Genomic DNA, 26685 nt, shown 5'->3' on the forward strand with positions numbered 1-26685 from the left:
TGAAGTGAATAGGCTCTGTAGAGCCTAAAATAACAGCAATTTCAGATTCCTTTGTACAATTCGCGCAACAATTTGTATTATGTATACAAATTTTGCTCATGGCATGGTAGAATCTATCATTGAGTGGTTATGACAACTTATGAAATTGGTTGATAGGTTGATTTTCTGATGGATTGGATGGAGTGCATGATGAAGAAAAGAATAACGGATATTCTATTTATTATGGCGGGTGCATTTCTGTTTGCACTTGCAGTGAACCTGTTCGTCATCCCGAATGATCTGGCTGAAGGCGGCGTTACGGGCATTACAATTATTTTGTATTACCTTTTTGAATGGTCTCCAGGACTGATGAACTTGCTCCTGAATGGTATTCTGCTGATTGTGGGGTACAAGTTTCTGGACAGAACCACAACGGTGTATACCATTATTGCGGTGGTGTTCAACTCGTTGTTCCTGCACCTGACCGAGAGCTGGACGATTGCATCGGACGAGCTCTGGATCAATACCATTTTTGGTGGATTATTTGCCGGTCTGGGTATCGGCTTGATTGTTAGAGTAGGCGGCACTACGGCGGGAACGGTTATTCTGGCCCGACTTGCCAACAAATATCTGGATTGGAACATCAGTTATGGGCTGTTATTCTTCGATCTGATCGTGGCGTTCTCGTCGTTCTTCATTATCGGGCCGCAAGGGTTGATGTGTACGATTGTCATGCTGTTCATCGGCACGAAAACGATGGAGTTCATTATTGAAGGGCTCAATCCAAAAAAAGCAGTCACCATTATATCTACGAAACAGGATGCCATTGCTCAACAGGTCATTGAGAAGATGGATCGGGGAGTCACCGTCCTGTCTGGTCATGGCTATTATACGAAGAACCCGAAAGAAATCTTATATATTGTCATTAGCAAACAAGAAGTTCCAATGCTCAAGAAGATTGTGCGAGCGGAGGATGAAATTGCTTTCATAACGATCCATGATGTGCGTGACGTATTTGGTGAAGGGTTCATTGAGTTGTCCAAATCGTAATAAAACGTATATATAAGGAAGTAAGGAGCTGCGGTGTTTATCACCTGCGGCTTTTTTTGATTTATAGGGTGCAAAGTTGAAATTAAAGGACCGCGATGAGATCAGGCTTTGATTTTTAAAATCATCTGATCCTATACAGACAAAAAGCTGTACACGTTATAAAGCCGATGATATATTAAATTTAATTCGTTAAGAAACTTAACTAACTATAGAAGGAGGCGATAAAATGGCTGGCACACCGCAATATATTCGCAATCTGAACGAGAATCTGATCATGGATGCGCTGATCGCTTCTGGTGGGATGTCCAGGGCAGATATCAGTCGTCATACGGGACTCAGCAAACCTACGGTGTCGTCGGCGGTTGAACATCTGATTGAACGAAATCTGGTGCTGGAAACGGGTAGAGCCGACAATGCCCAGGGTCGTAAAGCGACACTCATTCGATTCAACGAAACGGCTTATTATGTCTGTGGCATCGATATTGGGGCAACCCGAATTCGGATCGCACTCTCTAATCTGAATGGTGAGATTATGGATTACAGAACGTATCCAACGTTATCCGGTCAAACTGATGATCGAGCAGGGATGGCAATCCTTGATGTGCTACGAAGCCATATGGATGAATTACTGACAGAAAATCAATTGAATTGGGAGCAGATTCGATGTATTGGTTTTGGCATTCCAGGTGTTGTACTGCCCGAATCTGGAGATGTTGATCGAATCGTTGCCCCGTTAGAGGGAATGGAAAAGTTGCTCTCGCTTGAATCATTGTCGGGAGTCTTCCCGTGTGAAGTGATTCTGGAGAACGATGTGAACCTGGCCGCACTTGGTGAGTTCAGGAGGGGAGCAGCAGCGGATTCCAATCTGTTTGTTTTTTTCTCCATCGGCACTGGAACAGGTGCAGGCATCATGGTGAACGGGCAATTGCTACGAGGCATGGGCGGGTTGACAGGCGAGCTCGCGGAGATGTTGTTGGAAGGGGGGCGTCGATTTGAAGATGTCCTGTCTGCTGATGGTTTGATGGAACTGGCCAAGTGTCAGTTGGATGCCAGTCTTCTTGAAGACCCTCATTCTGGTATAGAAGATCTTCGTGAACATCTCACTCCTGAGAATCTGTTCGAATCTGCGCGAAGTGGAGAAACACAGGCTGTGCAGATTCTGAAACCATACAGCCAAATGATTGCATCGGCTCTGCGGCATATCTGTGTCGTCCTTGCTCCACATCTCGTTGTACTTGGCGGAGGTATTGGGGGAAATGGGGACGTATTGTTGCCGTGTCTCAGACAGATCGTATCTGATCAGTTCCCGGTGAAGCCGGAACTGATCTGTTCAGAGCTGGGCGAGCGGGCTGTAGTGACTGGAGCAGTGCAGATAGCCTTGCAACAGACGATGCTGAATCTTCAGCAAGAGGCATTGGAATAAGGCGTTACTTCATTAGTGGTGTAATGGTAGGTGCGGTAAAAGGCTAAACTCTCAGGAGGGAAATGGAATCATGACAGAGCGAATGGTTGAAAAGATGTCCAAAGAACAGCAGTTTCTTGTAAACCAGTCTATGTTAATGATGGATAACTTCTATGACAAGGAACTGGATTTGATGAGGAGTTTTGAAGAGAATTCATCGCAACATAGCACAAGGTCAAGTGCGCATTATGCACTCGGTTTGTTGGTGCGAAATGAAACGGGTGATGTGGAGCGCGCTGTTCGGGTGTTCCACAAGGTGCTTGATATGCAATATGATGCACCCGATGAAATTTATCACGGAACCTTTCGGACCAGACCGGATGCAATTCATCCACCTGTGGGCCACTACGCTTGGAAATCCTTTGCGCCAGGCACGGCATATTTCCTGGAACGTACCTTTGAAAAGGTGTCTGCACAGTTTATCCATGATCTGCAGGATGCGGATTCAATTCTGACTGATCAGGCAGATGGAAAACGGATGAAACAGCTTTTTCATGATGCGGTGAATCAGATACTTCCACCCGTCTGGATCAGTTATGATCCGAACTGGCGTGAGTTTATTGCGTGTGTGTGTGCCATCATGACCGCAGAATTCGCCACTCTTGTGCCAGGAACGCTGCTGGAACGAATGGATCAAGCAATGGAACTGGCCGTGCAGGCTTCCATTGATCGTCGTATGTCGGACGCCATCCCGATGAATACCAATATTGAACTGATGCATATCTTCATTACCCATTATTATGGACACCGCTTCAACCGTACGGAATGGATTCGTCATTCGGATGAACAGGCTGAAGCCTTCCTTCGAGAGTTCGACCAATTTGGTGGTACTTTTGCCGAATTCAACACAACAACCTATTACGGGGTTGATCTGTCTGTACTGGGAATGTGGAGAAAATATGCATTCACGGAGCGGTTGACCGAGATAGGGCATAAGATAGAGGCTGGATTGTGGAATAACATTGCACTCTATTATAATGCCAACCTGGAGAATTTGTCCGGACCGTTTGCAAGGGCATATGACATGGAGATGAGGGAGCACAGCTCGATAGGCGTATTTCTTTACCTTTTGTTCGGAGAAGGGTATGAGCATCTTGCAGGGATCAACTGTGAATCAGGGCATGACCCTTTGATAGCGCTTGTGGGTGTAGATGTGCCGGTTGAAGCGGTGCCTTATTTCCAGGCACATCAGGGTGATCGACTTGTGCAAAAACAGTTCATGGAGCTTTGCGAACGTGATGAGCCTCATGCCAATCGCAATTTATGTACAGCCAAAGCCTGGATTGGCGCGAATCGAATGATGGGTGCGATGTCCGGCAGCCGCAACACTAACGGGCAGATGTACCCTGCGACTATTCATTGGCAATCGGAGACTGGTGAACGTTATGATCTTCGACTGGCTCGTCGTGAAGTGGGGGAGGGATGGAACACCCATTTGCGTGGGTTAACATTTGAAGCTGATGTGACGAAAGATTCGTTAGTTATTGAGGTAGATCTGGACACGGCGGATGAGATCGAGATTTATTTTGAGATCAGAGGACCATCCATTCGGCAGCAGGACATTTTACAAGAACAATGGCGTTTCCCGGGTTTGGTGTGTGACGTGAAAGCCGAGGCTCCAGAGCCTTCTGTACTTTTCTACGTGAATCATGCTGAAATCATCTATCGTTATGTACCTGGGGCAAGTGCGAACAAAATGAGATTTGAATTAAACATCAGCTAGGCTGATTTAAAAATAGAGAAGATTCATCAGACATTGAACGGGTTGAACATTGCATATTAGGAGGACAACGCCATGTTTACCGACAAAAAGGAATATTCATTTTCGACTTGCTGGAACATCAAACGTCATACTACGGGTCAAGGCATGATTGAGGAGATCAAATCTCTAGGGTTCAGACAGGTGGAGCTGAACTATAACGTGACGGACGAAATGCTGCAAACGATCGAACCGATGATTGAGCGGGGGGAAATCGGTATATCCAGTGTGCACAACACGTTTCCGCATGTAGCTGATCCGGATTATGGAACCGACTCGGTTCTGCTCGGTTTCGACGATGAGCCTCGTCGTAAGCGCGCCGTTGAATTGTTACTCCGTTCAGCTGAATATGCACACCGGTATGGTGCGAAGGCAGTCGTCGTGCATCCAGGCGAGGTGCCGTTTGAATATAACATTGATGAAGCATTGAAAAAGATATATCACGATCTAGGGCCAGACTCCTCGGACTATCAATCGTTGTGGCAAGAGATGCTGGAGAAGCGTGAGGCGAGCAGCACACATTACCTGAAACGGATTCAGGAAAGTCTGGAAGAAGTGTGTGAGTTGTCTGAACAGCGCGGCTACGGAGTGAATTTTGGCATTGAAACTCGATCACGCTGTTACCAGATGCCGACGCTGCAGGAGGCGGGCGCGATTATCCACGGTATGAAAGGTGCACCACTCGGTTTGTGGTACGATATTGGTCACGGTATGATGATGGACCGTATGGGGCTCTATAATAATGTACGCGAAGCAAATGAATTGATAAACCATGTCGTCGGGGTCCATATTCATGAGACGGTAGGTTTGTCGGATCATTGGTGTCCTTATATACATAGTAAGGACATGGCATTTTTTGATTCATTTCTGGACATCATTGATCGTTCTCCAGTCAAAGTATATGAGTTGAAGGCAGCCTGCACACCGGAAGAGATTGATGAGAGTCATCAGTTAATTACAGCTCGTATCGCCGGACGTCAAGCGGCACGTCAGCACGGATAATCGGCAAGAGAATAGCGGTGAAAAATAAACAAAAAGAGAGCGGTCAGAATAATCTTACCTTTCGGGTTAAGTGGTTTCTGGCGCTCTCTTTCCGATGTGATATTCTCTAATCGGCAATTATAAGATATAATATGCATTAATCAGGCTATGGTATCCCTTCCTTCTGAACTCTTACAATGGTATTAGGGGTACCGCTTCCCTGATTTTTTTAGTTTTTTGGATTGTGTCATACATATGAAGAATCGCCACGAGTTAGGCCTATTTATACCAATGCTGAATATATTATCGTCATGTGGGAGAGTACAAGTGATGGACTTATTCTCAATCTATTTCAGCAGGAATTTGAAAGTGATCATCGCAGAGCGCGAGGGCAAGCTGCCTGTGCGTATATTGGCGACTGCACTGAGAAATTTGGAATCGCTGGGATATACGTTTTCGACGAAACTGATGGATGTGCTGAGCAGCTGGGAACGTGATAGATTCATTTCCTGGTTCGAACGGCTGATGGACGAGCTTCGACAGATAAAAGGAATCAATTTAAAGGAAACCCTCATGTATCCGAGATTTCCCAAGCGAAAAATGAATATTCAGGAGAGTAAATTTTATTTAAATGCTCTGATGCATTCTTGGAGACAGCAGTCTCATGAACAGGAGCAGCGCATATTACTGCTCAACAAGCTGCGGCTGCGTGTAATTCATCTCGGCAGTGAAGCAGATTTTTACCAAGTGGGAATGGACCTGCTTACAGCAAAAGCTTCGTTAACGCCAGTTGCAAGAGAGCAGTTGATCTGGTTTGCAACAAAGTACGAAGGCTGGGCCGCATTTGAGCCAGAGGCAGGCCAAATACCTGTGAGGGAAAATGCAGCCGTGTATTGCGCGGCTTTATTAAAGGCGGGGCGTGCTTCGGTGGAGCAACTCCAGCGGCAATTACACACAGCAACAGATATATTGCGGTTGGCTGTGGCGTGTTCTGATGGAGATGTCAGTCTGAAGGAGAATACCCGCTTCCGTTCATTTACCCGATCTGAACGTCGGATAATATTTGCTTTATTGGAGAGTACTTCGGAACCGTTGGAGGATTTGTTTCGATATAAAGGGCGCTGGCAGAGATTGGCCGAGCGACTGCATCCGGGTGAATATCGTCACCGTTATCCAAGGGCAGTAGTTGCGCTGGACCAGTTGCGAAGTGGGGAGCGACCGCTTACCTTTCATGGCAGAGTAGAGCGAGCCTTTGAACAGAAGGATAACATGCTTATTCTGGAGACGCTCGCTGAACGTCCGGGAGAGATGGTTGGTCAACTGGACCGAATGATACGTTCAGGTATTCCGGTACAGCAAGTGATCGGCAAAATGGAAACTGTGGAAGAGAAGGTATCAACAAGGGCGCTACTGCAAGTGATGGCTCATTTCGGCACACGGATGCAGTTTCAGGTCAGGAGGAGCTTTTTCCCTCAAGGCAACACGGCAAATCTGTATGTCTCCACTCAGCCGCTGCCGCCCCTCAACGTTGAGGATGTTCATGCGATGATATCGGCGGTAGAACATACACTGTTGAAACGGTTTGCCGTACTTCCACCACTCGGTAATGTCTACATTGATGAAAGACTTCAAGAATTTTCAGTTCCATCGGGAAAACGCAGGGAAAGCGAATCTCTTCGGGCTCTATCGCGTGCGTCATGGATATCGTTACCCACAGGAGATACCGTTCGTTTTTTTCTGTCGTGGAGAGAAGGCTTAGGCGGTGAGGAGCGAATCGAATGTGTGAATTCCGATCTGTCCGGTGTACTGTATGATGAGGATTGGCGTTATGTGGACCAAACACCCCGGACCCCTCTGCAATCAAATGAATATGTAGCTGCAAATAGCGGGTTTATGGTGACTGTACCAGATGGAGCGGCGAAGTATATGGATCTGCATTTGCCTTCCCTTTCTAGGTTAGGCGCACGTTATATTATAATTATGGTTAACACATTCAAGGATAATGCTATCCAGGATTTGCCGGAGTGTTATGCTGGCTGGATGATGCGTCAGGCGCCACAGTCGGATGAAATATTTGAACCTTCCACGGTGCAGGAGCGAATTGATCTGACGGCAGATTCCCGTAATTGTATTCCAGCCATTATTGATATGCAGGAGCGGCGCATTTTGTGGTGCGATCTTGGACTAAAAAGACAGCCTAAAGCGCATCCTCCGGTGGGGGACAACAAAGCCGACTTGGCTTTGATCGCTTGGGCAATGACGGAGTTGAAACCACCGGATTTATATACCTTATTTATGCTTCACGCTAAAGCGCGGGGAACACAGGTAGAGACATTAGGGATGGCCAATCTTGTATTTACAGCGGAACTGGAATCCAATCGTGTGGCTGAAGTGGCAGAGTATCTGACAGAAGGTCCACCCGTGGATCGCACCGTTATTACTCCTCTGGAGCAAGAGTATATTATGAAGCAGTTTTTGTAACGAGTCAGGTTCAGATGTTTGACCATAGTTCATTGTAAAAAGGGGTATTTGTCACGTTGGACCTGCGCGGGTCACATGACAAATACCCCTTTTTGGGTGTGGATTAGTTTTATTGAGCGTATAAGCAGCATGAAAAGAGATTGGAGAAGTGAACGGTCATCCCATTCCATTTCATATTTTATTCGTACATTCGTTGTTCGACTTCAGCAAAAGCGATATCAGGGTTTCCACCGGAATTATCGATATAAGCCACAGCAGAGGTGGGCAACGGCCAGGCTACTTGTTTACGGGCAAGTGAGGCTGTGAAGGCATCCCAGTTCTCCAGCTTCCACTCATCCAGCGGGGATTGTCTGGCTGTAATCCGCTCACGATACAACGCTTCATTTGCAAGATAAATATAGGCCACACGTACATCCGTATCATCGAGGGAACGTCCAATCCGCGCGAGTTCCTGCTCGATCCAGTCCGGAGTTCCGATTTCTTTGGTAAAAGGCCCTACAACCACCGTATCGATACTCAATTGCACGTTGTCCAGTGCAGCATCCATCGTGATTCGGTATCCCAAGTCACGACACAGCCGTTTGTATTCCGGTGAATCCCGATCGGATGGATCGAGTCCCTGCAGGGTCATGATTGCTTCAGCAGCTGGACGCAGCAGGATATCCATATCAAAGAAAGCAGTTTTATGTTTACGCGAGAGGGCTTTGGCAAGGGTTGTTTTGCCGCTCCCGGCCCCGCCAAGAAAGAAAATCAGTTTGCTCATGGTTTGAATTGCCTCCTCATAGTCGATAGAAAGAATATGTAATGTGTGAGTACGAATAAGAGATTTCATGATGACACCCCTGGTGTGAAATGACTTGTTTATTTTATCATAAACGCCTCCAATTGATAGCTAGACAGAAAAGGAAGAATCAGGTAATATTATACCTAGTTTTACTATGCATAGATTTCCGATGTATGTAGCCAAGTGTTTTATTAGGTTCATGTTGAAGTTTTAAAAAAGTGGTTATTGTTATTAAACGTGGAAGCATGAACAAAAGGGAGTGGCAGCTTTGCAGGTAAACAAACAAATGATTAAAGGCAGCACGGAGACATTGATTCTTACATTATTGAAGGAACAGCCGCTTTACGGTTATGAATTGATCAAGGAACTCCATCGTCAATCCGAAGGTGTGTTTAGTTTGAAGGAAGGTACGTTATATCCTATTCTTCACGCGATGGAGCTTGAGGGATGGGTGGAGTCCTACTGGATGGAGGTTGAAGGTAGGAAACGTAAATATTATTCCATCTGTGACAAGGGTGTGGAGGCGTTACAGCATAAAAAAGCCGAGTGGCTTTTATTCCGCGGTGCCGTGGATCGGGTGCTTGGAGAGGGAGGCTTAACATGACGGATCGACATGAGAAGATTAAACATTATCTTGATCAACTGTGTAGTCAGGTTAAGGCACGTGAAGTACATACTGATCTGCGTGATGAGCTTGGCAACCACATGGAAGAAATGATGTTGGACAAGGAGCAAGAGGGACTGAGCCAAGAAGAGGCAGCTGCATACGCCATAGAGCAGATGGGTGATCCTGCAGTGGTGGGCAAAAGTATGCATAGATTGCATCGTCATCGTATGCATTGGGGGTTGTTAGTTGGATTAATTGGCTTGTCTATAACTAGCCTGTTACTGATATGGATTTTTACGACGAATGTCGCAGATGAAAAGTATCAGTCCTTATATCGGGGGCATGTGGTGTATACCGTTATAGGTGTAATGTTGATGTTGTTCTTTATTTACTTTGATTATCGTAAGTTGAAAAAAGCTGCTTGGTGGATCTATATTCTGCTTAATGCCCTTTTGTGGATTAATCCAATGATATCTACGGATTTTTATGGTATGAGCAGATTCCTGATTGCACCACTTGGATTTGTAATAGACCTTACCACTGCTTCAGTGTGGATTTTGCCACTTGCCATAGGGGCAATTGTGCAGGACAAGCTTCGTTCAAACTGCAATATGCAATCCATATTGACCTACATTGCTCTGGTAGCGTTACCTGTAGTGCTATTGTTTCAAATGTCGGACTGGGTTCGCATGTTTCTGTTTGGCACAATGTCCATTATTTTATTTGGCTGGCTCACGCGAAAATGGCTTTATACAGCCTTAGGTGCTGTTGTAACAGGAAGTATTTTTGTATTGTTATTGTTTTTTGCAGATCAATACGGACGCCTGAAGAGGCTTTCTGTCGTTTTGAATCTTCAGGATGACCCTTACGGTGGCTATAGCAACAATTCCATTATTGAAATTATTCAATCAGCCGGCTGGTGGGGGAATGGAATTGATACAACGTTCGACATGTTTAAAACGAGTTATTTAGATTACCCAGGTGTGCTGCTCATTGATGTGTTTGGCTGGTCAGCCGGAATATTGTTATTGGTGGGTATCATCTGGTTTGTTGCCAGTATGGTGAAGATCCTTCCTCACATTCGGGATGATTTCGGTCGAATGATAATTTTCAGTATCACATCCATGTTTGCGTTGCAAATCATCTATTCGTTGGCGATGACTACCGGGAAGGCTCCAATTCTTAGCATTGTTTTTCCTTTAATAGGATATGGAAATCACCTGCTTTTCGAATATGCCATGCTCGGTTTACTTCTCGGTGTGTACCGTCGGAAGGATACCATTTCCAAGAAAAATGAAAAAATACGGCAGAAGGTGGATGCCGACCCAATGACCAGTTCATAAGCATGCAAAATCATTACCGAATCTTGAAACGAAGGGATTGTAATGCTCGTTAAATGATTATTCACGGGAACCAGATGTGCCTGAGGTTTACCCATCCCTGGCTGTTGAAGGAGAGGCCACGAACGGAAGGCAGGTAGGCAGTCTCCACAGGTTTTTCAGTTAAATGGAACAATAAACTCTGCTGCACCAAAAATTGTTCAATCCGGTCCAGTTCGGCAGCTCGGTCTGCAGATATTTGCGAAGCAACAACGGTTTGCAGCATCTCTTGTATACTCTTCTTGGAAGAGTCCTCCAGATGTTCAGATAAAGTGAGATAGAGATCGTATCTGCGTAATTCTTCGTCTCGGTCCCGAATCAGGGAGAAGAGAATCAGATCGGATTCCAGTCTCAGGTTCCCTTTGAATTGCTCCATCGTGCCAATGCGGACAGTACATGTGAAGCCGTATATTTCCAATGACGATGCCAAACGTCTAGCATCCATCCGATACTGAGGAATGGTTGTGATGTGCAAGGGTATAGGTAGATCAAAAGTAGGGTGCTGAGACAAATAAGTCAATTCTTCTGCATTCATCAACAGTTTATCAGCATCTCCTGGATCACCTTCATTACTTTCATTTATGTCATTCACATACAATTTAGTAATACACGCCTGAACATGTGCTCTTACACCCGGATCGCTTAGCGGTCCGGTTTTTTGCGTATTACAAGTAACTAATTTGCGTACCATCACACCTGCACTAATCTGTGTCCAGTCCCTACCCTCAGACGAGGATGGATTATGAACAAGGTGGAAGAAGGGAGATTCGATATCTTGCTTTTCATCCAAATGTTCAGGGGCACTCCACGGAATTTGTAGAATATCTACCCGGTCCAGATGGGCTCTGCCTTGAAAATACATCGGAAAAACTTCAAGTCTGCACAGGTGATTATCCCAGGTTGTGACCTTGAAAGGGCCTGTTCCTACAGGCTTTGGCATGGTAATCGGTAGATCAGGTTCATTGTCTCCATCTTTATGTTGCCCGAACGTGGCTTGTGAAACAATCGCCGCACGGCTTGTCGAAAGAAAGGGCAAAAACAATTCGTGATGGGCTTTAAGCTTGAAACAAACGGTCAAGGGATCTGCTGCTTCAATCGATAGAATCTGTTTGCTCACATCGCGGTATAATGTCCGTCGTTCTGAGGATTGCAGTCGTTCAAATGTATACACCACATCTGAGGCTGTCAGCAGATGTCCATTGTGAAAAGTAATCCCTTTACGCAAATAAAAAAACCATGTCTTCCGATCTGAACTGACATCCCAGGTGTGGGACAGACAGGGAACAATCTCTCCATGTTCATTACGTTGAACCAGCCCGTCGAACACATGACTGGTGACAAAAGATTCAGCCAGCAAATTGATATAAAGCGGATCAAGGGCATGCAGCTGTTGGCGGATCGGTAACCTGAGCGTATCAATTCGCTCATTATGGCTGCCAGCTTCTGTATGGTGTCCAGAATATCCAAGCAGCCACTTGTTCAGGTGATCCTGCATTGTTGTAGAACTGGAGAAAGCACCAACCTGTTCAGCAGCTTGCTGCAACTCGCGGCGATTCATGGCCTGCATCATGTATGCAGCTGCAATTTGATCAGCCGGAACAAGCAGGGTCAGCGTAGAACGCCGTCCACGTCCGCGCTGGGACACCCACCGAATCCATTCGTGGGCAACCATTTTTTTGACGATCGTTAACGTGTTACGGTGTGTACAATCGAGCAGTTCGGCGAGGTCAGAGAGCGTTACTTCATGTTCTAACATGTGACCAAACCGGCTATGAAGCAGCAAATATTGCTGATGTAATTTCAAGGTTTTGATCCCTCCTGGAGGTTGTAGCTGACACAATATAATAAAATAAGAAGTTTTATCGTTTTTAATTTCTATTTATATTCTTATTTTATCATCTAGAATGAAGTCTAGAAAGTTAATGGAGGTTTTTCCCATGATTGATAAAATAATGGCTTCACCCAACCGCGCTTTAATTACGCTACTATCCGCATTAATGTTAGCTATCATTCATCAGTATTTGTTCTATGGCAAGGAGGTTGGCGTTTCTTATCCCATCTTTGTTATCCTTTTTTATGGCTTTATGTTCTTATTTGCCAGGGACCGCTTGCGGCCATTGTCCATCATTGATGCTTTTATGGCTGGAGTGGTGCTGATGCTGGCGCTGACGTTTCTGTTATACGACAATGAACCGCTGCGTATCCTTAATTTTCTGGTCATACCGGGCCTTATTATCTTACATATGACTTATCTGGTTGGCAGAAAACAGAGACAATGGTGGGACATTGGATTGATCGGTACCGCTATGGACCATTTGCTGCCACAATCCATCCGTCATTGGGGAACGGTCGCCAGCATTGTTATGAAAACAGGAGGACGAGGGTTAGGTAAAACGCAGAAAACGGTTGCCTTCAAAGTACTCATTGGCCTTATAGCATCCGTTCCCATTCTCATCGTGGTCGTAGCACTGCTCTCCTCAGCAGATGGGATTTTTAATCAGTATTTATCCGGTTTTCCGGTATGGTTAAATCAACTGACACTAACACCAGGTTTTCCGAGAGTGATCTGGATTCTCATCGCGGGCGTTTTATTGTTCAGTTACGTATGGGGATTCGTACAGCCGATGCAATATGAAGCGGAGAAAAGAGAAAATGCACATTGGAAAAATGGAAAAGCAATTACGGTTGCTTCAGAAATCGAAGAGCGAGAAGACGTTTCCGTGAATTCCATACATGAGAATCCTTCCTCGAACTCAATGATAGAGGGTCAGACAGCAAATAAGATCTCACCTGAGACGATCTCTACTCAAGTTCATCGTGAACCTATAAGATTGGACCCCATCATTGTGGGCACGATGCTGTTGGTTATCAACTGTTTATATGTTCTGTTTGTGCTTGTACAATTTTCTTATCTTTTTGGGGCGGGTGAGGGGCATCTTCCGTCAGACTTGTCCTACGCGGAGTATGCAAGAAGTGGATTTGTGGAGCTGATACTGGTAACAGGCATTAATTTTTTCATCCTGATCATCTCCCTTCAGTTCACGCGTTCAAGCGGCAAAATAGGTTCTGTTGTGCATCAGGTGCTGCTCTTTGTCCTGGTGAGTTGTTCCGCAATCATGCTGTACTCGGCGTTTATACGCCTCAACCTGTATGAACAGGCTTATGGTTATACCTACATTCGATTTCTCGTACATGCATTTATGATTTTTTTGGCTCTGCTTCTGCTTATTGCCGCTCTTCGAATTCGTTATACGTCTATGCCGTTGATCCGCTGCTATATCGTACTATCCCTTGCAGCCTATGTGATTGTCAACTATGTGGGTATGGATAATCGGATTGCAGAGCTTAATATTAAACGATATCATCAGACAGGCCATATTGATGCATCCTACTTGGCGAGTTTATCTGCTGATGCCGTTCCGCTACTGCGAGAGTTTGCTGAGAGAGAGTACCCGGATTTGAAAGGGGAAATGCTGGAGCGTCAAGCGAGCTTCGTCCTGGATGAAACAGACAGTTCGTGGGCTTCTTTTAATACGGCGAGACATAGAGCACAGCTAGAATTGTCCAAATTGAGAAGGGAATGAATCCATCTACCTGTTTTCCAGCAATGAATTTATGCAAAATCAATATGTAAGTGTTATACTATAAAAACTAACCTATAAAGGGGGTGAATCCCTTGTTTGAACTTCAGGAATTGATACCGTATATATTTTCACTCGGACTCATTTTCACAGTCAGTTACGCGTATATTGCCCATCTGCATTGCGGCATTACAGAGTACTGGATGGAAGGTGGCGCCGGAGGTGGTCTGGAACCTGGATTGCCAACCTTGTCTTTGGACGGACAACACAGACCTGAAGCTTTAAGTCGAATCGTCAGACGAAGAGAATCCCCGGATGAAGATGAACCAGATTGCCATTCCTCGTTGAATGTACGTTCTACAAATCAACGAGGAGGATATATATGGAACATAAGACAAGCAAGGGGTTCACTTTTACATCTGGCAAGGGACGGATCTATGGCCTGATTGCAATTCTATTTGCAGTTATGCTACTGGCTGGATGCAGTAACAACGTCTCAGAGATTAATTCATCAACACCAGGGTTCTTTAACCATTATGTTGTATTTCCACTGTCGTATCTCATTCAGCACATCGCAACGATATTTAATGGAAGTTATGGGGTAGCTATTATTGTGATCACCCTCGTTATCCGTCTTGCGTTGTTGCCATTGATGATGCGACAAGCAAAATCTCAGCAGGGTACCCGAGTGATCATGAATGCTATGAAGCCGGAGATGGATGCGCTCAAGAAAAAGTATGAGGGCAAAAACGACCCAGCTGATAAGCAGAAGCTTTCACAGGAAACGATGGAGCTGTACAAGAAGCACAAGTTCAATCCGCTGAATATCGGATGCTTACCACTGCTGATTCAATTGCCCATTCTGTCAGGTATCTACACGGCTATCCGGCTTACGCCGGAGTTGTCATCCCACTCCTTTCTGTGGTTCAAATTAGGAGCGCCGGACTATGTGCTTGCAGTCGTGGTAGCTATTATTTATCTGATTCAAGCCAAAGTTTCACAAGCCAATATGGCGCCGGAACAGCGAAAACAATTCGCAATCATGGGATATATCTCTCCATTGATGATGGCCTTTTTCTCGCTTTCCGCACCTGCAGCGATGCCGCTGTATTGGACGATCGGCGGTTCATTCCTGGTCTTGCAGACATTATTGTTCCGCAAATTGTATCCGGTAGAACATCCGCAAGAGCCCGTGGCTGTAGAGGTAAAGAACAAAAACATCAAACCTGCGAAGCCCGCTAAGTCCTAAGTTTTCACTCATGAGATTGGTGCACTAGAATCATATAAATTTAAAGTATGTGTTGATATAACGGATGTTCTTCACCATCATGCAGCGCAAAGATGCCTTGTCCCATGGGACAAGGCATCTTTTTGTATGTCCAGGTTATAACATTCAAATTGCCGGCTCATCAGACAACTGGAAACGGGATACAAAATACCAGATTAACTCACGGCGGGAGGATACGTTTGTTTTGGCAAAAATGGATTTTAAATGATCCTGTACCGTGTAGGCTGATATATGCATTGCTTCAGCAATTTCTTTGGAAGAATAGCTGCGCAGCACGTAACCTAACAACTCCCGTTCCCGAATGGACAACCCATGACTCTCGGCGAGTAAAGGCAGCAAGTCCTGTGGCATAGCCTGTTCAAGCCTGATCGCAATCTGATCTGGACCTGAAAGCTGTTGCATACGGCTGGCATGAAGCACAAGGTAACGACCATCCAGGAGTTGAATGCAGACTTTGGAAGGCGAATGAAGGATAGGTTCTTGCACAACCATCAAATCGGAATCTGTACGAATCTGACGCTGTAAATGCGAACTTACAGCACGGACTGGACGTGGCAATACATCTGGTCCCACATGCTCCAGTAAACGTAATTGCGATAGCCAATATTGAGCGGGAGCGTTCACGGATAACAGCTCGAAAGCGTCCGATGTGATCATAATACCTGGGTCCGAGGGACTTCCGCTCTTCATCTCGTCCAGAAGAGTCAGACTTGTGGATCGTAACATCAATGCAATAGAAGGTGTCCAAGCCTGAATGCTCAGTCGCTCCTCCTCCGTGAATACGGGTTCTTCCGTCCTGCGATATAAGGTTAGATACCCCCAACAGGCTCCGGCACTGACCAGTACAGCTCGAAGTTCATCACCGAAACCTGCTGGTTGAAGGATGTTATGATATCGAACGCTTGATACAGGGTTTTCGCTTATCGATGCATGAAGGATCGCTGTATAGTCGCCGCTGTGAATCAAATCAGCATACTTATGTATGTCTTCTTCCATGTATTCATTAACGAACAGCCGGTCATGAACGGCTTCAATGCCGTCTTCCGTCACGGCACCTGTTGAGAGAAGAGTCTGTGGATCAACTGTTGTGAAGCAATACGCGTCATAGGGAACGATATTCTGAATTTGTTTCAGTACAGCTTCCCGGTAGGTGCGAGAGGTCCAGGTTCCTTTTTCGAGAGAAGTAATGAGTCGCTGGTTCCGTTCCATACGTGATGTCATAAAGCTCTCTCTCCTCTCCTCATGCAGATATCCCATTGTTCTGGGATTGTACGCTCTGCGTATCCTTTTATAATGAAATTAGACGAACGAAGAGTCAAGTCTAACTTGAATTCACGAGGAGTGTAGTATCAATGGACCACAATCAACCACCTATGAGCTGGGATACGGCGGATGAAAACCGTTATGAACAATCGATAGCCCTGAAAATTCCGGGTTATTCTCATATGCATGATCTGATGGAGCGGCTGCTTGCCGCTTCTATCACGGATAACAACGAAGCTAAAATACTAATTGTCGGAGCCGGTGGAGGTAAGGAAATAGCTCTGCTTGGTTCTCGCCATAAGAGATGGACGTTTACCGGAGTAGATCCTTCTCAGCCAATGCTTCAGTTAACAGAGAGAAGAGTCCAGAAAGCGGGAGTCGATGCCAGAGTGCAACTTAAATCCATGACGCTTGAAGCGTTGCCGGAAGAGGCTGTATACGACGGGGCGACAAGCATGCTAATGCTGCATTTTATTCAGGGGATCGAGTCCAAAAGACGGTTCCTGTCCAACCTTGCGGCCAGACTTAAGCCTGGAGCGCCACTCATTATTGCGGCAGTGAATGCCGATCTTCATTCGCCTGTATATCCAACCATGATGCAAGCCTGGCAGGATCACATGTTAAGTAGTGGCATTCAGCCTGATGAATGGGAGCGGTTTGCAGCTTCCCTAGGCCGAGAGTCGGATCCCATCTCATCTGAACAAATGGTAGAGCTGATGAAAGAATGCGGATTCTCGCACATTACATGTTATTTCGGAGCATTCTGGGTGGAGGGATATTATGCGAAACGAAACTAAAATAGAGTCTGTGAAAGACCAGATTTGGGTTGTTGGCGGATATGGTCAGGTGGGGCAAATGATATGTACGCAATTGGGACGCTCGTTTCCCGGCAAGGTATGGGCGGCAGGTACACGGATGAACCGGGCTGAGGAATTCAGCCGATCTACGGGTGGTATAGCCCAGCCGCTTCAATTGGATGTACGAAAAGCCATTAATCCTGGTATGCTTCAATCAGTCAAGCTGGTGATCATGTGTGTGGACCAGACAGATACCCGATTTGTCGAGGCTTGTGCGAAAGCAGGGACAGATTATATCGATATTTCGGCCAATTATGATTTTCTGGGTCAGGTCGAACGGCTGCATTCCAAAATGCAGCGTTCCAAAGCAACAGCGATGCTCAGTGTGGGACTGTCGCCTGGTATGACCAATCTGCTTGTGCGTGAAGCAGGTACCCATATGGACCAAGTGGACGAAGCGGACATCACTGTCATGTTGGGACTGGGTGAGAAACACGGAAAAGCCGCGGTGGAGTGGACTGTGGATCAGATGAATGCTGCCTATCAGGTTATGAAAAAGGGCAAGCCAGCCGAAGTGGTAAGTTTTCACGATGGTAAATGGATTGATTTTGGCGCAGACCTGGGCCGCAGGAAAGCGTATCGGTTTAACTTTTCGGATCAACACGTCGTTGCTCGTACACTTCGTATTCCAACGGTGTCCACCAGGTTATGTCTCGATTCCCGTTGGATGACCAGATCCATGGCCATCTTCAAACGTATTGGTCTGTTCTCACTATTGCGTATTCCCTCCCTTCGTAAGGGTATGGTCAAGGCATTTGGGGTTATTCCCGGAGGGGAGCCGATGTTTGCAGTTAAGGTAGATGCAATGGGATGGAAAAAGGGCAAACCAGTCCATGTCGAGCAGCTGCTGATTGGCGAACGTGAAGCAGATGCAACAGCAGCAGTTGCGGCGGCGGTAGCGGAGCGAATGTATCGGACGGAACTGCCGCACGGTGTTTTCCACATTGAACAATGCCTGTCCTTGCAGAACATTCAGGAAGCACTTCGTTTTCCATTGAGAGTAACAACGAAGATCACGTAAATCATCTATGTGGTTGGATCATTTTTTGCTCAGGCTCTCCGATCTGATATGATGGAACCAATAATCATGCTAGAACGGAGGGAGATCATGAACTGCATTGCTGTATTGCCATATTACAAAGTACAGAGAGAAGTGACGGGTCTCGCACAGGAAATACTGCAGAGCGATCGGTCCATGATCCTGTACTCGGACAAGATTGTAACGAAATACCGTGAGTTTAATATTACGGAAGTGTTCGACATGTCCTTTCGGAGAATGGGGAATGAAGGTGGTTTTTTCTATCTACATACCAGCACCGGAGTCTATCCTTATATGGTCAACATAGATCCCAAACCTTTTATCCAAAGTTTCAGAACAATGACGACTCAAAAATTAACTTAATCTTGACCTTGCCGTTACGTGAAGGCTTATCCTCGGATTTGGAAGTAAGGCAATCCAAACCTAGAGGAGTTGTGAAACGAATGAGTATATTAATCCAGCAAGCCACAATCTTAACGATGAAAGACACCGATTCCCCCTTCAAGGGGGATATTCGCATTGTAGGCGACCGTATCGCAGAGATTGCTCCCCACATTCAGGCTCAACCGGGTGATGACATTATGGATGGTCAACATAAACTGGCAATGCCGGGCCTGATCAATGCTCACCAGCATACACCGATGAGTCTGTTACGAGCATTCTCGGATGATCTGAAGCTGATGGACTGGCTTGATCGTAAGATGCTGCCTGCAGAAGCCCGGATGACACCCGAAGATATATACTGGGGAGCACAATTATCCATCGCCGAGATGATCCGTTCAGGAACTACAGCTTACGCTGATATGTACATTCACATGAATGAAATCGCAGAAGCGGTGACGGAAACCGGCATTCGGGCATCGCTCACACGCGGAATGGTATTCGTGGAGGATGACGGAGGGCGCAGATTACAGGAAGCGGTCGATTTGGTACAACGTTGGTCGGGGAAGGCGGAGGGTCGAATTACGACGATGTATGGCCCGCATTCTCCTTATACTTGCCCAGTAGAACCTTTGCGGGAAGTCATTGCGATGGCGGAACAGGAGAATGTGCCTATCCACATTCATCTGGCTGAGACGAAAGAGGAAGTTGTGAAGATTCGTGAACGCTATGGCATGACGCCAACGGAGTATTTGGAAGAGGCAGGTATGTTCGAAAAACTACACGTACTGCTTGCCCATGGCGTACACCTGAATCGTAGAGATATTGGCAGACTGAAAGGCATGCGTGGTGGAGTAGCACACAATCCGGTCAGCAATCTGAAGCTTGGCTGCGGAATTGCCCCAATTACGGAGATGATTGCACAGGGAATTAACGTGGGTCTTGGAACCGACGGGGCAGGAAGTGCGACAAACGTCGATATGTTTGAAGAGATCAAGGCTGCGACCTGGCTGCAAAAGCTGGATTATGGTGACCCTACCCGGTTGTCGGCAAGAGAGGTACTATACATGTCTACACGGGGAAGTGCAGGTCTGTTGAACCTTCAGGATGAAGTGGGTGTGCTGGAAATTGGGCGCAAGGCCGACCTGATTCTGATTGATCTGAAGAAACCGCATTTGCAGCCGGTTCACGAGCTGGAATCATTACTTGCATACAGCGTGAACGGCGCCGATGTAGATACCACCATTGTGAATGGTCGGGTGTTGATGAGAGGCAGGCAGCTGCTAACGATAGATGAGGAAGAACTTTTCCGTCAGGTAGAGGTTCGGGCGAAGCGTATTGTTGAAGGGATTTAATTTTTGACACCTGCAGTGACTTGATATGGTTCAACTCAAGTCATTGCAGGTGTATTTTCTTTTGCCAGGCAGACACGACTTGTCCAGTTCATTATCAGTTCACACAAATTTGTTAGAATGTGAAATGTTCAATAGATAGACAGGGTGTATGACTTGGAGAGGAAGAGATCAAGATGACTATATTAGAAGTTAAACATGTGAAGAAATCATACACGCTGTATGGTAAGGAAAAGGTACCCGTGCTCCACGATGTGAATTTGAGCTTTGAGACAGGAGAGTTCGTCTCGATCCTTGGTGAATCGGGTTGCGGAAAGTCAACCCTTATGAATATTATTGGTGGAATGGACTCCGATTTTGAAGGGGAGATCCTTGTTCGTGGTAAGAACTTAAGTACCATGACGGAAAAGGAAATGGATGATTATCGCAAGAATAATATCGGCTTTGTGTTTCAAAATTTCAATCTGATCCCACATCTGTCTGTACTGGAAAATGTTACGATTGCTATGCAAATGACGGATACTAGTGAAAAGGAACGCAACAAGCGTGCTATAGATATTTTGACCGAGGTCGGACTGAAGGATCATCTGAATAAACGGCCCAACCAGCTGTCGGGTGGACAGAAGCAACGGGTTTCCATTGCTCGTGCATTATCGAACAATCCAGACATTATTTTGGCGGATGAACCAACGGGTGCTCTGGATAAGGAAAACGGGGATCAAATTCTGGCTTTGCTGGACAGTATTGCGCAAAAAGGGATGCTGGTCATTGCGGTAACTCACTCGCAGAAAGTGGCCGATTCCGGTACACGTATAGTCAAGGTTGAGGAGGGGCGGATTAAGGATGATATCCATTTAAAAGATCGTTCCTTGACTACCTATGAGGGTAGTCGTGGTGCTTCGAGAAACCTGGGCTTACTGGCTTCTTTCCAAATGGCTCTCAAAAACATGAAACTCAACGGCAAGCGAAATATACTGGTAGCATTAGGTGGGTCGATAGGAATTTTAAGCGTACTCCTGATGCTCTCCTTGGGTAATGGAATAACGACATATATGAACGACGAAATCAATTCAAGCATGGACCCGTTACTCGTGGATATAACGAAGCCCAGTGCAGATGCCAAAGATATGCAAGGCCCGGAAGCCTTGATGGCAACAGGTGAACCGTTCACAGCAGCTGATATTGAGACCATTCGCAAATTCCCTAATGTGGATCATGTAGCGACGATCACTACCATTACAGGCAAATCGACTATGGTTCATGCAAAGCAAAGTGTGGCACTCACGCAGTTAACGACGTTAACGGATGCTTTTGATCCAGCAATGATAACAAAGGGTACGCTTCCGGTAGAAAATGAGATGTTGTTACCCCTCGATACGGCGAATAAATTAAGCGGAAATGACCAAGCTGAATCGATGATCGGCAAGTCTGTGTTTCTATATATCAATGAGATGGATGGCAATAATAAACCGGTAACTTTGGGGAAAGAAATAACCATATCAGGTATATATCAAGCGTCAGATCAAAGATCACCCATGCAGCAATCACCGGGTTACATTTCATCACAGACGTTGGAGCAAATGTATACGGACAATGGAATAACGATTGGGCCAATTCAGGTTAATGCATATGCAACCGATATGAAATATGTCAATGATATTAATGCTGCTGCTGTAGATGCGGGCTTCTCAGGCTCCCAGACGGCAAAAATCATGGAAAATATCACGACATATGTGAACATGGCCACGATCGTTCTGTCTGGTATTGCAGGCATTTCGTTGATTGTATCCGGTATTATGATATTGGTTGTGCTTTATATTAGTGTCGTGGAACGAACAAAGGAAATCGGAATCCTTCGTGCGATTGGAGCAAGAAAGAAGGATATCAAGCGAATTTTCTTTTCTGAATCTGCTCTATTGGGGGTATTCAGTGGTATCATTGCGGTAGTATTTGCGATAATTATTAGTTATGTATTAAATATTCTTTTGGACAATGCGTTTGGAGCAAAACTGATTCATCTCTCGGGATATTATATCTTGTTCGGAATCGTTGTAAGTACAGTGATTAGTATCATCGCTGGTTTGATGCCTTCATCCAAAGCAGCCAAGCTCGACCCGATGGAATCCTTACGATATGAATAAAACCAAGTAGTGAATATTGAAAATTGCGGAAAGGATAATGCATAAATGAACACGATTCTTGTGGTTGATGATGATTCGCATATCCGCAAATTAATCCGAATTTATCTCGAAAAAAATCAGTTTTCAGTTGTGGAAGCGCCGGATGGCCAAGAAGCACTGAACATCTTGTCTCATACCAAAATTGATTTAGCAATTGTAGATGTGATGATGCCCCATGTAGATGGTATTGAACTGACCGAAGATATTCGATCTTATATGGATATTCCGATTCTGATGGTGACTGCCAAGGGAGAATCCAAGGATAAGGTCAGAGGATTTAATGCAGGCTCAGACGATTATTTAGTAAAGCCTTTTGATCCTGTAGAGTTAATCTTGCGTGTGAAATCCTTAATGAAGAGATACAACAAGATTTCATCAAATGTTATTCATATAGGCGGTGCAACGATTGATCTGAGCAATTTGACAGTGGATGCAGGAGCCCAAACGGTTGAATTGAAAAAGAAGGAATGTGAATTGTTGTTTGCTCTGGCGAGTTTGCCAGGGCAAATATTTACACGTACACAGCTTATAGAAGATATATGGGGAATCGATTATGAAGGTGATGAGCGTACCGTTGATGTGCATATCAAAAGGTTAAGAGAACGGCTTGAACCGATCCCCGAGCTGATCATTTCGACGATAAGAGGACTTGGATATCGTCTGGAGAGTGTATGAAAATCGTGAGGAAAAGCCTGCGTTTACGAATCGTAGTTACCTTTTTTGGCATTGTGATCGTCAGTTTAATTCTCTCCTTTATCTTAAATATGCGGTCTCAGGAAAACACACCGAATCATTCCATGATTACGATTGCCGAGGATATCGCTACGATAATAAACCTGATTGATGATCCGGAAAAAGTGAAAACAAGCTTGGATATCTTTGCACGATACGGCTTGGACATCAACTCCGTGAACGAACAAAGTGAAGTACTTGCTTCCTTTCCGGATGATAAGGTTCATGAATTATTCGATGAAAGTTCGACGAAAGCGTTTATGATGTCCAAAAAAGATGAAACGGCCATCGTCGGTGTTCCCAGGATGAATGAAGAGAAAGATGCGCTCCTGATCAAAATTAATTTTTCATCGATTTTTCATAATGTGAAACGTACATTATTTATATCGCTACTCACTGTCTTAGTCATAGGAAGCTTATTAATCATGTTCATGTCTGGGTACATTGTGAAACCGATCAAAAAGTTAACTGCTGCAGCTAAGAAAATGGCATCAGGCGATCTATCCGTCCGGTTGAAGCATAACAATCCAGATGAGTTTGGTGAGCTGATGGAGAGCTTTAATCATATGGCCCGTGAGCTGCAAAAAATAGACTCGGTGCGTGACGATTTTGTCAGCAATGTCTCTCATGAAATGCAGTCTCCACTAACATCAATCAGGGGATTCACACGAGCGCTGCAAGATGGTGTTATCCCATTGGAAGAGCAGAAAGAGCATCTGGATATCATATATGAGGAAACATTACGCCTGTCCAGGCTGAGCGATAATTTACTTCGGTTAGCCTCACTGGATTCCGAGCACCATCCGTTTAATCTCACGACCTTCCAATTAGATGAACAGTTAAGAAGAGCGATCGTATTAGCTGAACCCCAGTGGGCGCACAAAAATATCAGGATTGAATTGGATTTATTGCCTTGCGAAATTACCGTTGATAAAGATCTGTTTGAGCAGGTCTGGCAGAATTTAATCAACAATGCGATAAAATATACAGGTTCCGATGGGGTCATTCACATCGCAATCGAGATGTCCACGTCATCTGTGAAGGTATCCATTAGAGATTCAGGACAAGGAATACCCGAGGAAGACCTTCCGTATATTTTCGATCGATTTTATATGGTAGACAAAGCGCGGAGCAGTGCTCTTAGAGGCAATGGACTAGGGCTTTCCATCGTGATTAAAATTTTGAAATTACATGAGTGTGCAATTAATGTGGAGAGCAGGGTTGGAGAAGGAACGCAGTTTACAGTTACGATCCCCAGACCTTCGGCTACGTCTTAAAAAAGCCCAAAAAGCAATATTTAAGCAATCGTGGTCCGCATGATACAGGACTCCTATTGCCTGAATATTGCTTTTTGGTGAGTGCTGCGTGATCGATTTCATATATTGTTTTGTTTAGTGGCAGATGATTTGATAAGATAGAGGAGATGCGAGCATCAATCCAATAGTAGTGTGACGAGAGTGAAGTAGATTCAACGTTTTATTCTATCCGCTACCCTTACACATCTATGTGAATATATGAACATAACAATTTATTATATACAGAATGGAGCCATCCAATGAAATATCGCAATATGGAAGATTGCATTAATGATCTGGAGCAGCACGGACATTTGATTCGCGTGAAGGAAGAAGTGGACCCTCATTTGGAGATGGCAGCGATACATATGAAAGTGCATGAGGCGAAAGGCCCAGCTCTGCTTTTCGAAAATGTGAAAGGCTCGAAGTTCCAGGCAGTTTCGAACCTGTTCGGTACACTGGAACGAAGCAAATTCATGTTCCGTGGAACGCTTGAAGGTGTACAGCGTGTCATGGCTGTCCGGGATGATCCAATGAAGGCACTTAAGACGCCATTTCAGCATATCAGCACAGGTCTTGCCGCCTGGCAGGCTCTCCCTAAGCAGAAGTCCATCAGTTTGCCTGTAACCGCGCAAGAGATTCAGATCTCGGATCTGCCGTTGATCAAGCATTGGCCCATGGATGGTGGAGCATTCGTTACGCTGCCTCAGGTCTATTCGGAGGACCCGGACAAGCCAGGCATTATGAACTCCAATCTGGGCATGTACCGGGTACAGCTAAGTGGTAATGATTATGAACTGAATAAGGAAATTGGACTTCATTATCAGATCCATCGCGGCATTGGTATTCATCAGGCCAAAGCGGTCAAAAAGGGAGAACCTCTGAAAGTGAGCATCTTCATTGGGGGGCCGCCGGCACATACACTTTCTGCAGTGATGCCTTTGCCGGAAGGCCTCAGTGAGATGACTTTCGCAGGGCTACTTGCCGGCCGTCGTTTCCGCTACAGCTATAAGGACGGATATTGCATCAGCAATGACGCCGATTTTGTCATCACCGGTGATATTTACCCGGACGAGACAAAGCCTGAAGGACCGTTTGGTGATCATCTTGGATATTACAGTCTGTCCCATCCGTTCCCACTAATGAGAGTGCATAAAGTGTACGCCAAGCCAAATGCGATCTGGCCATTTACCGTGGTGGGTCGTCCTCCGCAAGAGGATACCGCATTTGGGGATCTGATTCACGAAATTACGGGTGATGCCATTAAACAGGAGATTCCGGGCGTAAAAGAAGTCCACGCAGTTGATGCAGCAGGAGTACATCCACTTCTTTTTGCGATTGGAAGTGAGCGTTATACGCCCTACCAGACGGTAAAACAGCCAACAGAGCTGCTGACCATTGCGAGTCGTATTCTGGGCACAGGCCAGCTCAGTCTGGCGAAGTACTTGTTTATCACAGCAGAAGATCAGCAACCGCTGGATACGCACCGTGAAGTGGAATTCCTGACGTACATCCTGGAACGAATGGATCTGCAGCGGGACATTCATTTCCATACCAATACAACGATCGATACGCTGGATTACTCGGGAACCGGGTTGAACAGCGGCAGCAAGGTTGTATTTGCAGCCTATGGGGAGAAGAAACGGGAGTTGTGCCTTGGAGTGCCGGAGACATTGAAGGATATTCGGGGATATAACAATCCACAGTTCGTGATGCCAGGAATTATAGCTATTCAGAGTGCGCCGTTCACCAGTTATGCGGATACAGAACAAGAAATGAAGGCATTTACGGACATGCTGAAGGAAAAGGGAGATCTGTCTTCTTGTCCAATGATTGTTTTATGTGATGATAGTTCTTTCCTGAGTGCGAATCTCAGCAACTTCTTGTGGGCGACATTTACCCGCAGTAATCCGTCTCATGATATGTACGGTGTGAACAGCAGTTACAACTATAAACATTGGGGCTGTGACCAGATCATTATCGATGCCAGAGTGAAGCCGCATCAGGCGCCACCGTTAATTCCGGACCCATCTGTTGAGAAAGGGATTGAACGCTTTTTCGTACAGGGAGCGAGTCTGAGCTCGATCAAAATATAGTTGAATTCAATAAAAGCCCAAAGATTTTTTTGGGCTTTTTGGTTATATATGTGTAAAGCAAGATGTCCGTTATCAAAATGCAAAATCAAACCGGGACTTTTTTGAAAATGGGACTGAGAATAAAGTCTTATACGTTCGT

At 45.5% G+C, this 26685-nt stretch carries 21 protein-coding genes; 18 read left to right on the top strand and 3 right to left on the bottom strand.

Annotated features, from left to right (window positions below; translation table 11 throughout):
• Nucleotides 1-189: 189 nt before the first annotated feature.
• The 5 genes from MKY42_RS13785 to MKY42_RS13805 all read left to right on the top strand — a co-directional run bounded on the left by MKY42_RS13785 (nt 190) and on the right by MKY42_RS13805 (nt 7712).
• The gene (locus MKY42_RS13785) at nt 190-1029 is read left to right on the top strand and encodes a YitT family protein (protein WP_090902208.1); all 840 of its coding nucleotides are present in this window, start codon (nt 190-192) and stop codon (nt 1027-1029) included.
• A 226-nt stretch (nt 1030-1255) separates the two neighbouring features.
• Nucleotides 1256-2452 carry an ROK family transcriptional regulator gene (locus MKY42_RS13790; RefSeq protein ID WP_339851785.1) on the top strand — a complete coding sequence of 399 codons (1197 nt, stop codon included), beginning with the start codon at nt 1256-1258 and terminating at the stop codon, nt 2450-2452.
• A 70-nt stretch (nt 2453-2522) separates the two neighbouring features.
• A complete protein-coding gene (locus MKY42_RS13795) occupies nt 2523-4214 on the top strand; it encodes a hypothetical protein (protein ID WP_090896865.1) in 1692 nt (563 codons plus the stop codon).
• A 72-nt stretch (nt 4215-4286) separates the two neighbouring features.
• Nucleotides 4287-5252, top strand: a complete 966-nt coding sequence (locus MKY42_RS13800; RefSeq protein WP_090896868.1) for a TIM barrel protein — start codon at nt 4287-4289, stop codon at nt 5250-5252.
• Between the two features lie 309 nt (nt 5253-5561).
• Nucleotides 5562-7712, top strand: coding sequence for a cytoplasmic protein (locus tag MKY42_RS13805; RefSeq protein WP_339851790.1), 2151 nt, complete (start codon nt 5562-5564; stop codon nt 7710-7712).
• Nucleotides 7713-7890: 178 nt separating this feature from the next.
• Here MKY42_RS13805 and MKY42_RS13810 read toward each other — a convergent pair whose 3' ends face one another.
• Nucleotides 7891-8475 carry an AAA family ATPase gene (locus MKY42_RS13810; protein WP_179265045.1) on the bottom strand — a complete coding sequence of 195 codons (585 nt, stop codon included), beginning with the start codon at nt 8473-8475 and terminating at the stop codon, nt 7891-7893.
• Nucleotides 8476-8764: 289 nt separating this feature from the next.
• Between MKY42_RS13810 and MKY42_RS13815 the strand changes: the two genes are divergently transcribed.
• Both MKY42_RS13815 and MKY42_RS13820 read left to right on the top strand, forming a co-directional pair.
• A complete protein-coding gene (locus MKY42_RS13815; RefSeq protein WP_167434819.1) occupies nt 8765-9100 on the top strand; it encodes a helix-turn-helix transcriptional regulator in 336 nt (111 codons plus the stop codon).
• Nucleotides 9097-10446, top strand: a complete 1350-nt coding sequence (locus MKY42_RS13820; RefSeq protein ID WP_090896877.1) for an FtsW/RodA/SpoVE family cell cycle protein — start codon at nt 9097-9099, stop codon at nt 10444-10446. Before MKY42_RS13815 ends, MKY42_RS13820 begins: the two co-directional genes overlap by 4 nt.
• Nucleotides 10447-10507: 61 nt before the next feature.
• Here MKY42_RS13820 and MKY42_RS13825 read toward each other — a convergent pair whose 3' ends face one another.
• Nucleotides 10508-12286 carry an ABC transporter substrate-binding protein gene (locus tag MKY42_RS13825; protein ID WP_090896880.1) on the bottom strand — a complete coding sequence of 593 codons (1779 nt, stop codon included), beginning with the start codon at nt 12284-12286 and terminating at the stop codon, nt 10508-10510.
• Between the two features lie 133 nt (nt 12287-12419).
• Here MKY42_RS13825 and MKY42_RS13830 point away from each other — a divergent pair, with 133 nt between their 5' ends.
• The 3 genes from MKY42_RS13830 (at nt 12420) to yidC (ending at nt 15312) form a co-directional block, all read left to right on the top strand.
• Nucleotides 12420-14066 (top strand): DUF4173 domain-containing protein, encoded by a 1647-nt coding sequence (locus tag MKY42_RS13830; protein WP_179265043.1) that lies wholly within the window; start codon nt 12420-12422, stop codon nt 14064-14066.
• Nucleotides 14067-14158: 92 nt separating this feature from the next.
• On the top strand, nt 14159-14509 hold the full coding sequence (locus tag MKY42_RS13835) for a hypothetical protein (RefSeq protein ID WP_177185688.1): 351 nt from the start codon (nt 14159-14161) through the stop codon (nt 14507-14509).
• Nucleotides 14446-15312, top strand: a complete 867-nt coding sequence (yidC, locus tag MKY42_RS13840; protein ID WP_090896888.1) for a membrane protein insertase YidC — start codon at nt 14446-14448, stop codon at nt 15310-15312. The genes MKY42_RS13835 and yidC overlap by 64 nt, the downstream gene beginning before the upstream one ends.
• A gap of 144 nt (nt 15313-15456) precedes the next feature.
• On the opposite strand, the gene MKY42_RS13845 is transcribed toward yidC, so the two are convergent.
• Nucleotides 15457-16572 carry a helix-turn-helix transcriptional regulator gene (locus MKY42_RS13845; protein ID WP_090896891.1) on the bottom strand — a complete coding sequence of 372 codons (1116 nt, stop codon included), beginning with the start codon at nt 16570-16572 and terminating at the stop codon, nt 15457-15459.
• Nucleotides 16573-16703: 131 nt separating this feature from the next.
• Here MKY42_RS13845 and MKY42_RS13850 point away from each other — a divergent pair, with 131 nt between their 5' ends.
• The 8 genes from MKY42_RS13850 to MKY42_RS13885 all read left to right on the top strand — a co-directional run bounded on the left by MKY42_RS13850 (nt 16704) and on the right by MKY42_RS13885 (nt 26546).
• Nucleotides 16704-17411, top strand: a complete 708-nt coding sequence (locus MKY42_RS13850; RefSeq protein WP_090896894.1) for a class I SAM-dependent methyltransferase — start codon at nt 16704-16706, stop codon at nt 17409-17411.
• Entirely contained in the window at nt 17395-18492 is a 1098-nt protein-coding gene (locus MKY42_RS13855) for a saccharopine dehydrogenase NADP-binding domain-containing protein (RefSeq protein ID WP_339851799.1), read from the top strand. Before MKY42_RS13850 ends, MKY42_RS13855 begins: the two co-directional genes overlap by 17 nt.
• Nucleotides 18493-18579: 87 nt before the next feature.
• Entirely contained in the window at nt 18580-18873 is a 294-nt protein-coding gene (locus tag MKY42_RS13860; RefSeq protein ID WP_090896901.1) for a hypothetical protein, read from the top strand.
• 80 nt (nt 18874-18953) lie between these two features.
• Entirely contained in the window at nt 18954-20246 is a 1293-nt protein-coding gene (locus MKY42_RS13865) for an amidohydrolase (RefSeq protein WP_179265042.1), read from the top strand.
• A gap of 173 nt (nt 20247-20419) precedes the next feature.
• Nucleotides 20420-22384 (top strand): ABC transporter ATP-binding protein/permease, encoded by a 1965-nt coding sequence (locus MKY42_RS13870; protein WP_090896907.1) that lies wholly within the window; start codon nt 20420-20422, stop codon nt 22382-22384.
• Nucleotides 22385-22429: 45 nt separating this feature from the next.
• Nucleotides 22430-23098 (top strand): response regulator transcription factor, encoded by a 669-nt coding sequence (locus tag MKY42_RS13875; protein ID WP_090896909.1) that lies wholly within the window; start codon nt 22430-22432, stop codon nt 23096-23098.
• Nucleotides 23095-24432 (top strand): HAMP domain-containing sensor histidine kinase, encoded by a 1338-nt coding sequence (locus MKY42_RS13880; RefSeq protein ID WP_090896912.1) that lies wholly within the window; start codon nt 23095-23097, stop codon nt 24430-24432. The genes MKY42_RS13875 and MKY42_RS13880 overlap by 4 nt, the downstream gene beginning before the upstream one ends.
• Before the next feature lie 278 nt (nt 24433-24710).
• Nucleotides 24711-26546: a UbiD family decarboxylase gene (locus tag MKY42_RS13885; protein WP_339851804.1), complete on the top strand. Its 1836-nt coding sequence runs from the start codon at nt 24711-24713 to the stop codon at nt 26544-26546.
• The last annotated feature ends 139 nt before the right edge of the window (nt 26547-26685 follow it).

Source organism: Paenibacillus sp. FSL W7-1088 (assembly GCF_037969855.1).
Classification (GTDB): Bacteria; Bacillota; Bacilli; order Paenibacillales; family Paenibacillaceae; genus Paenibacillus.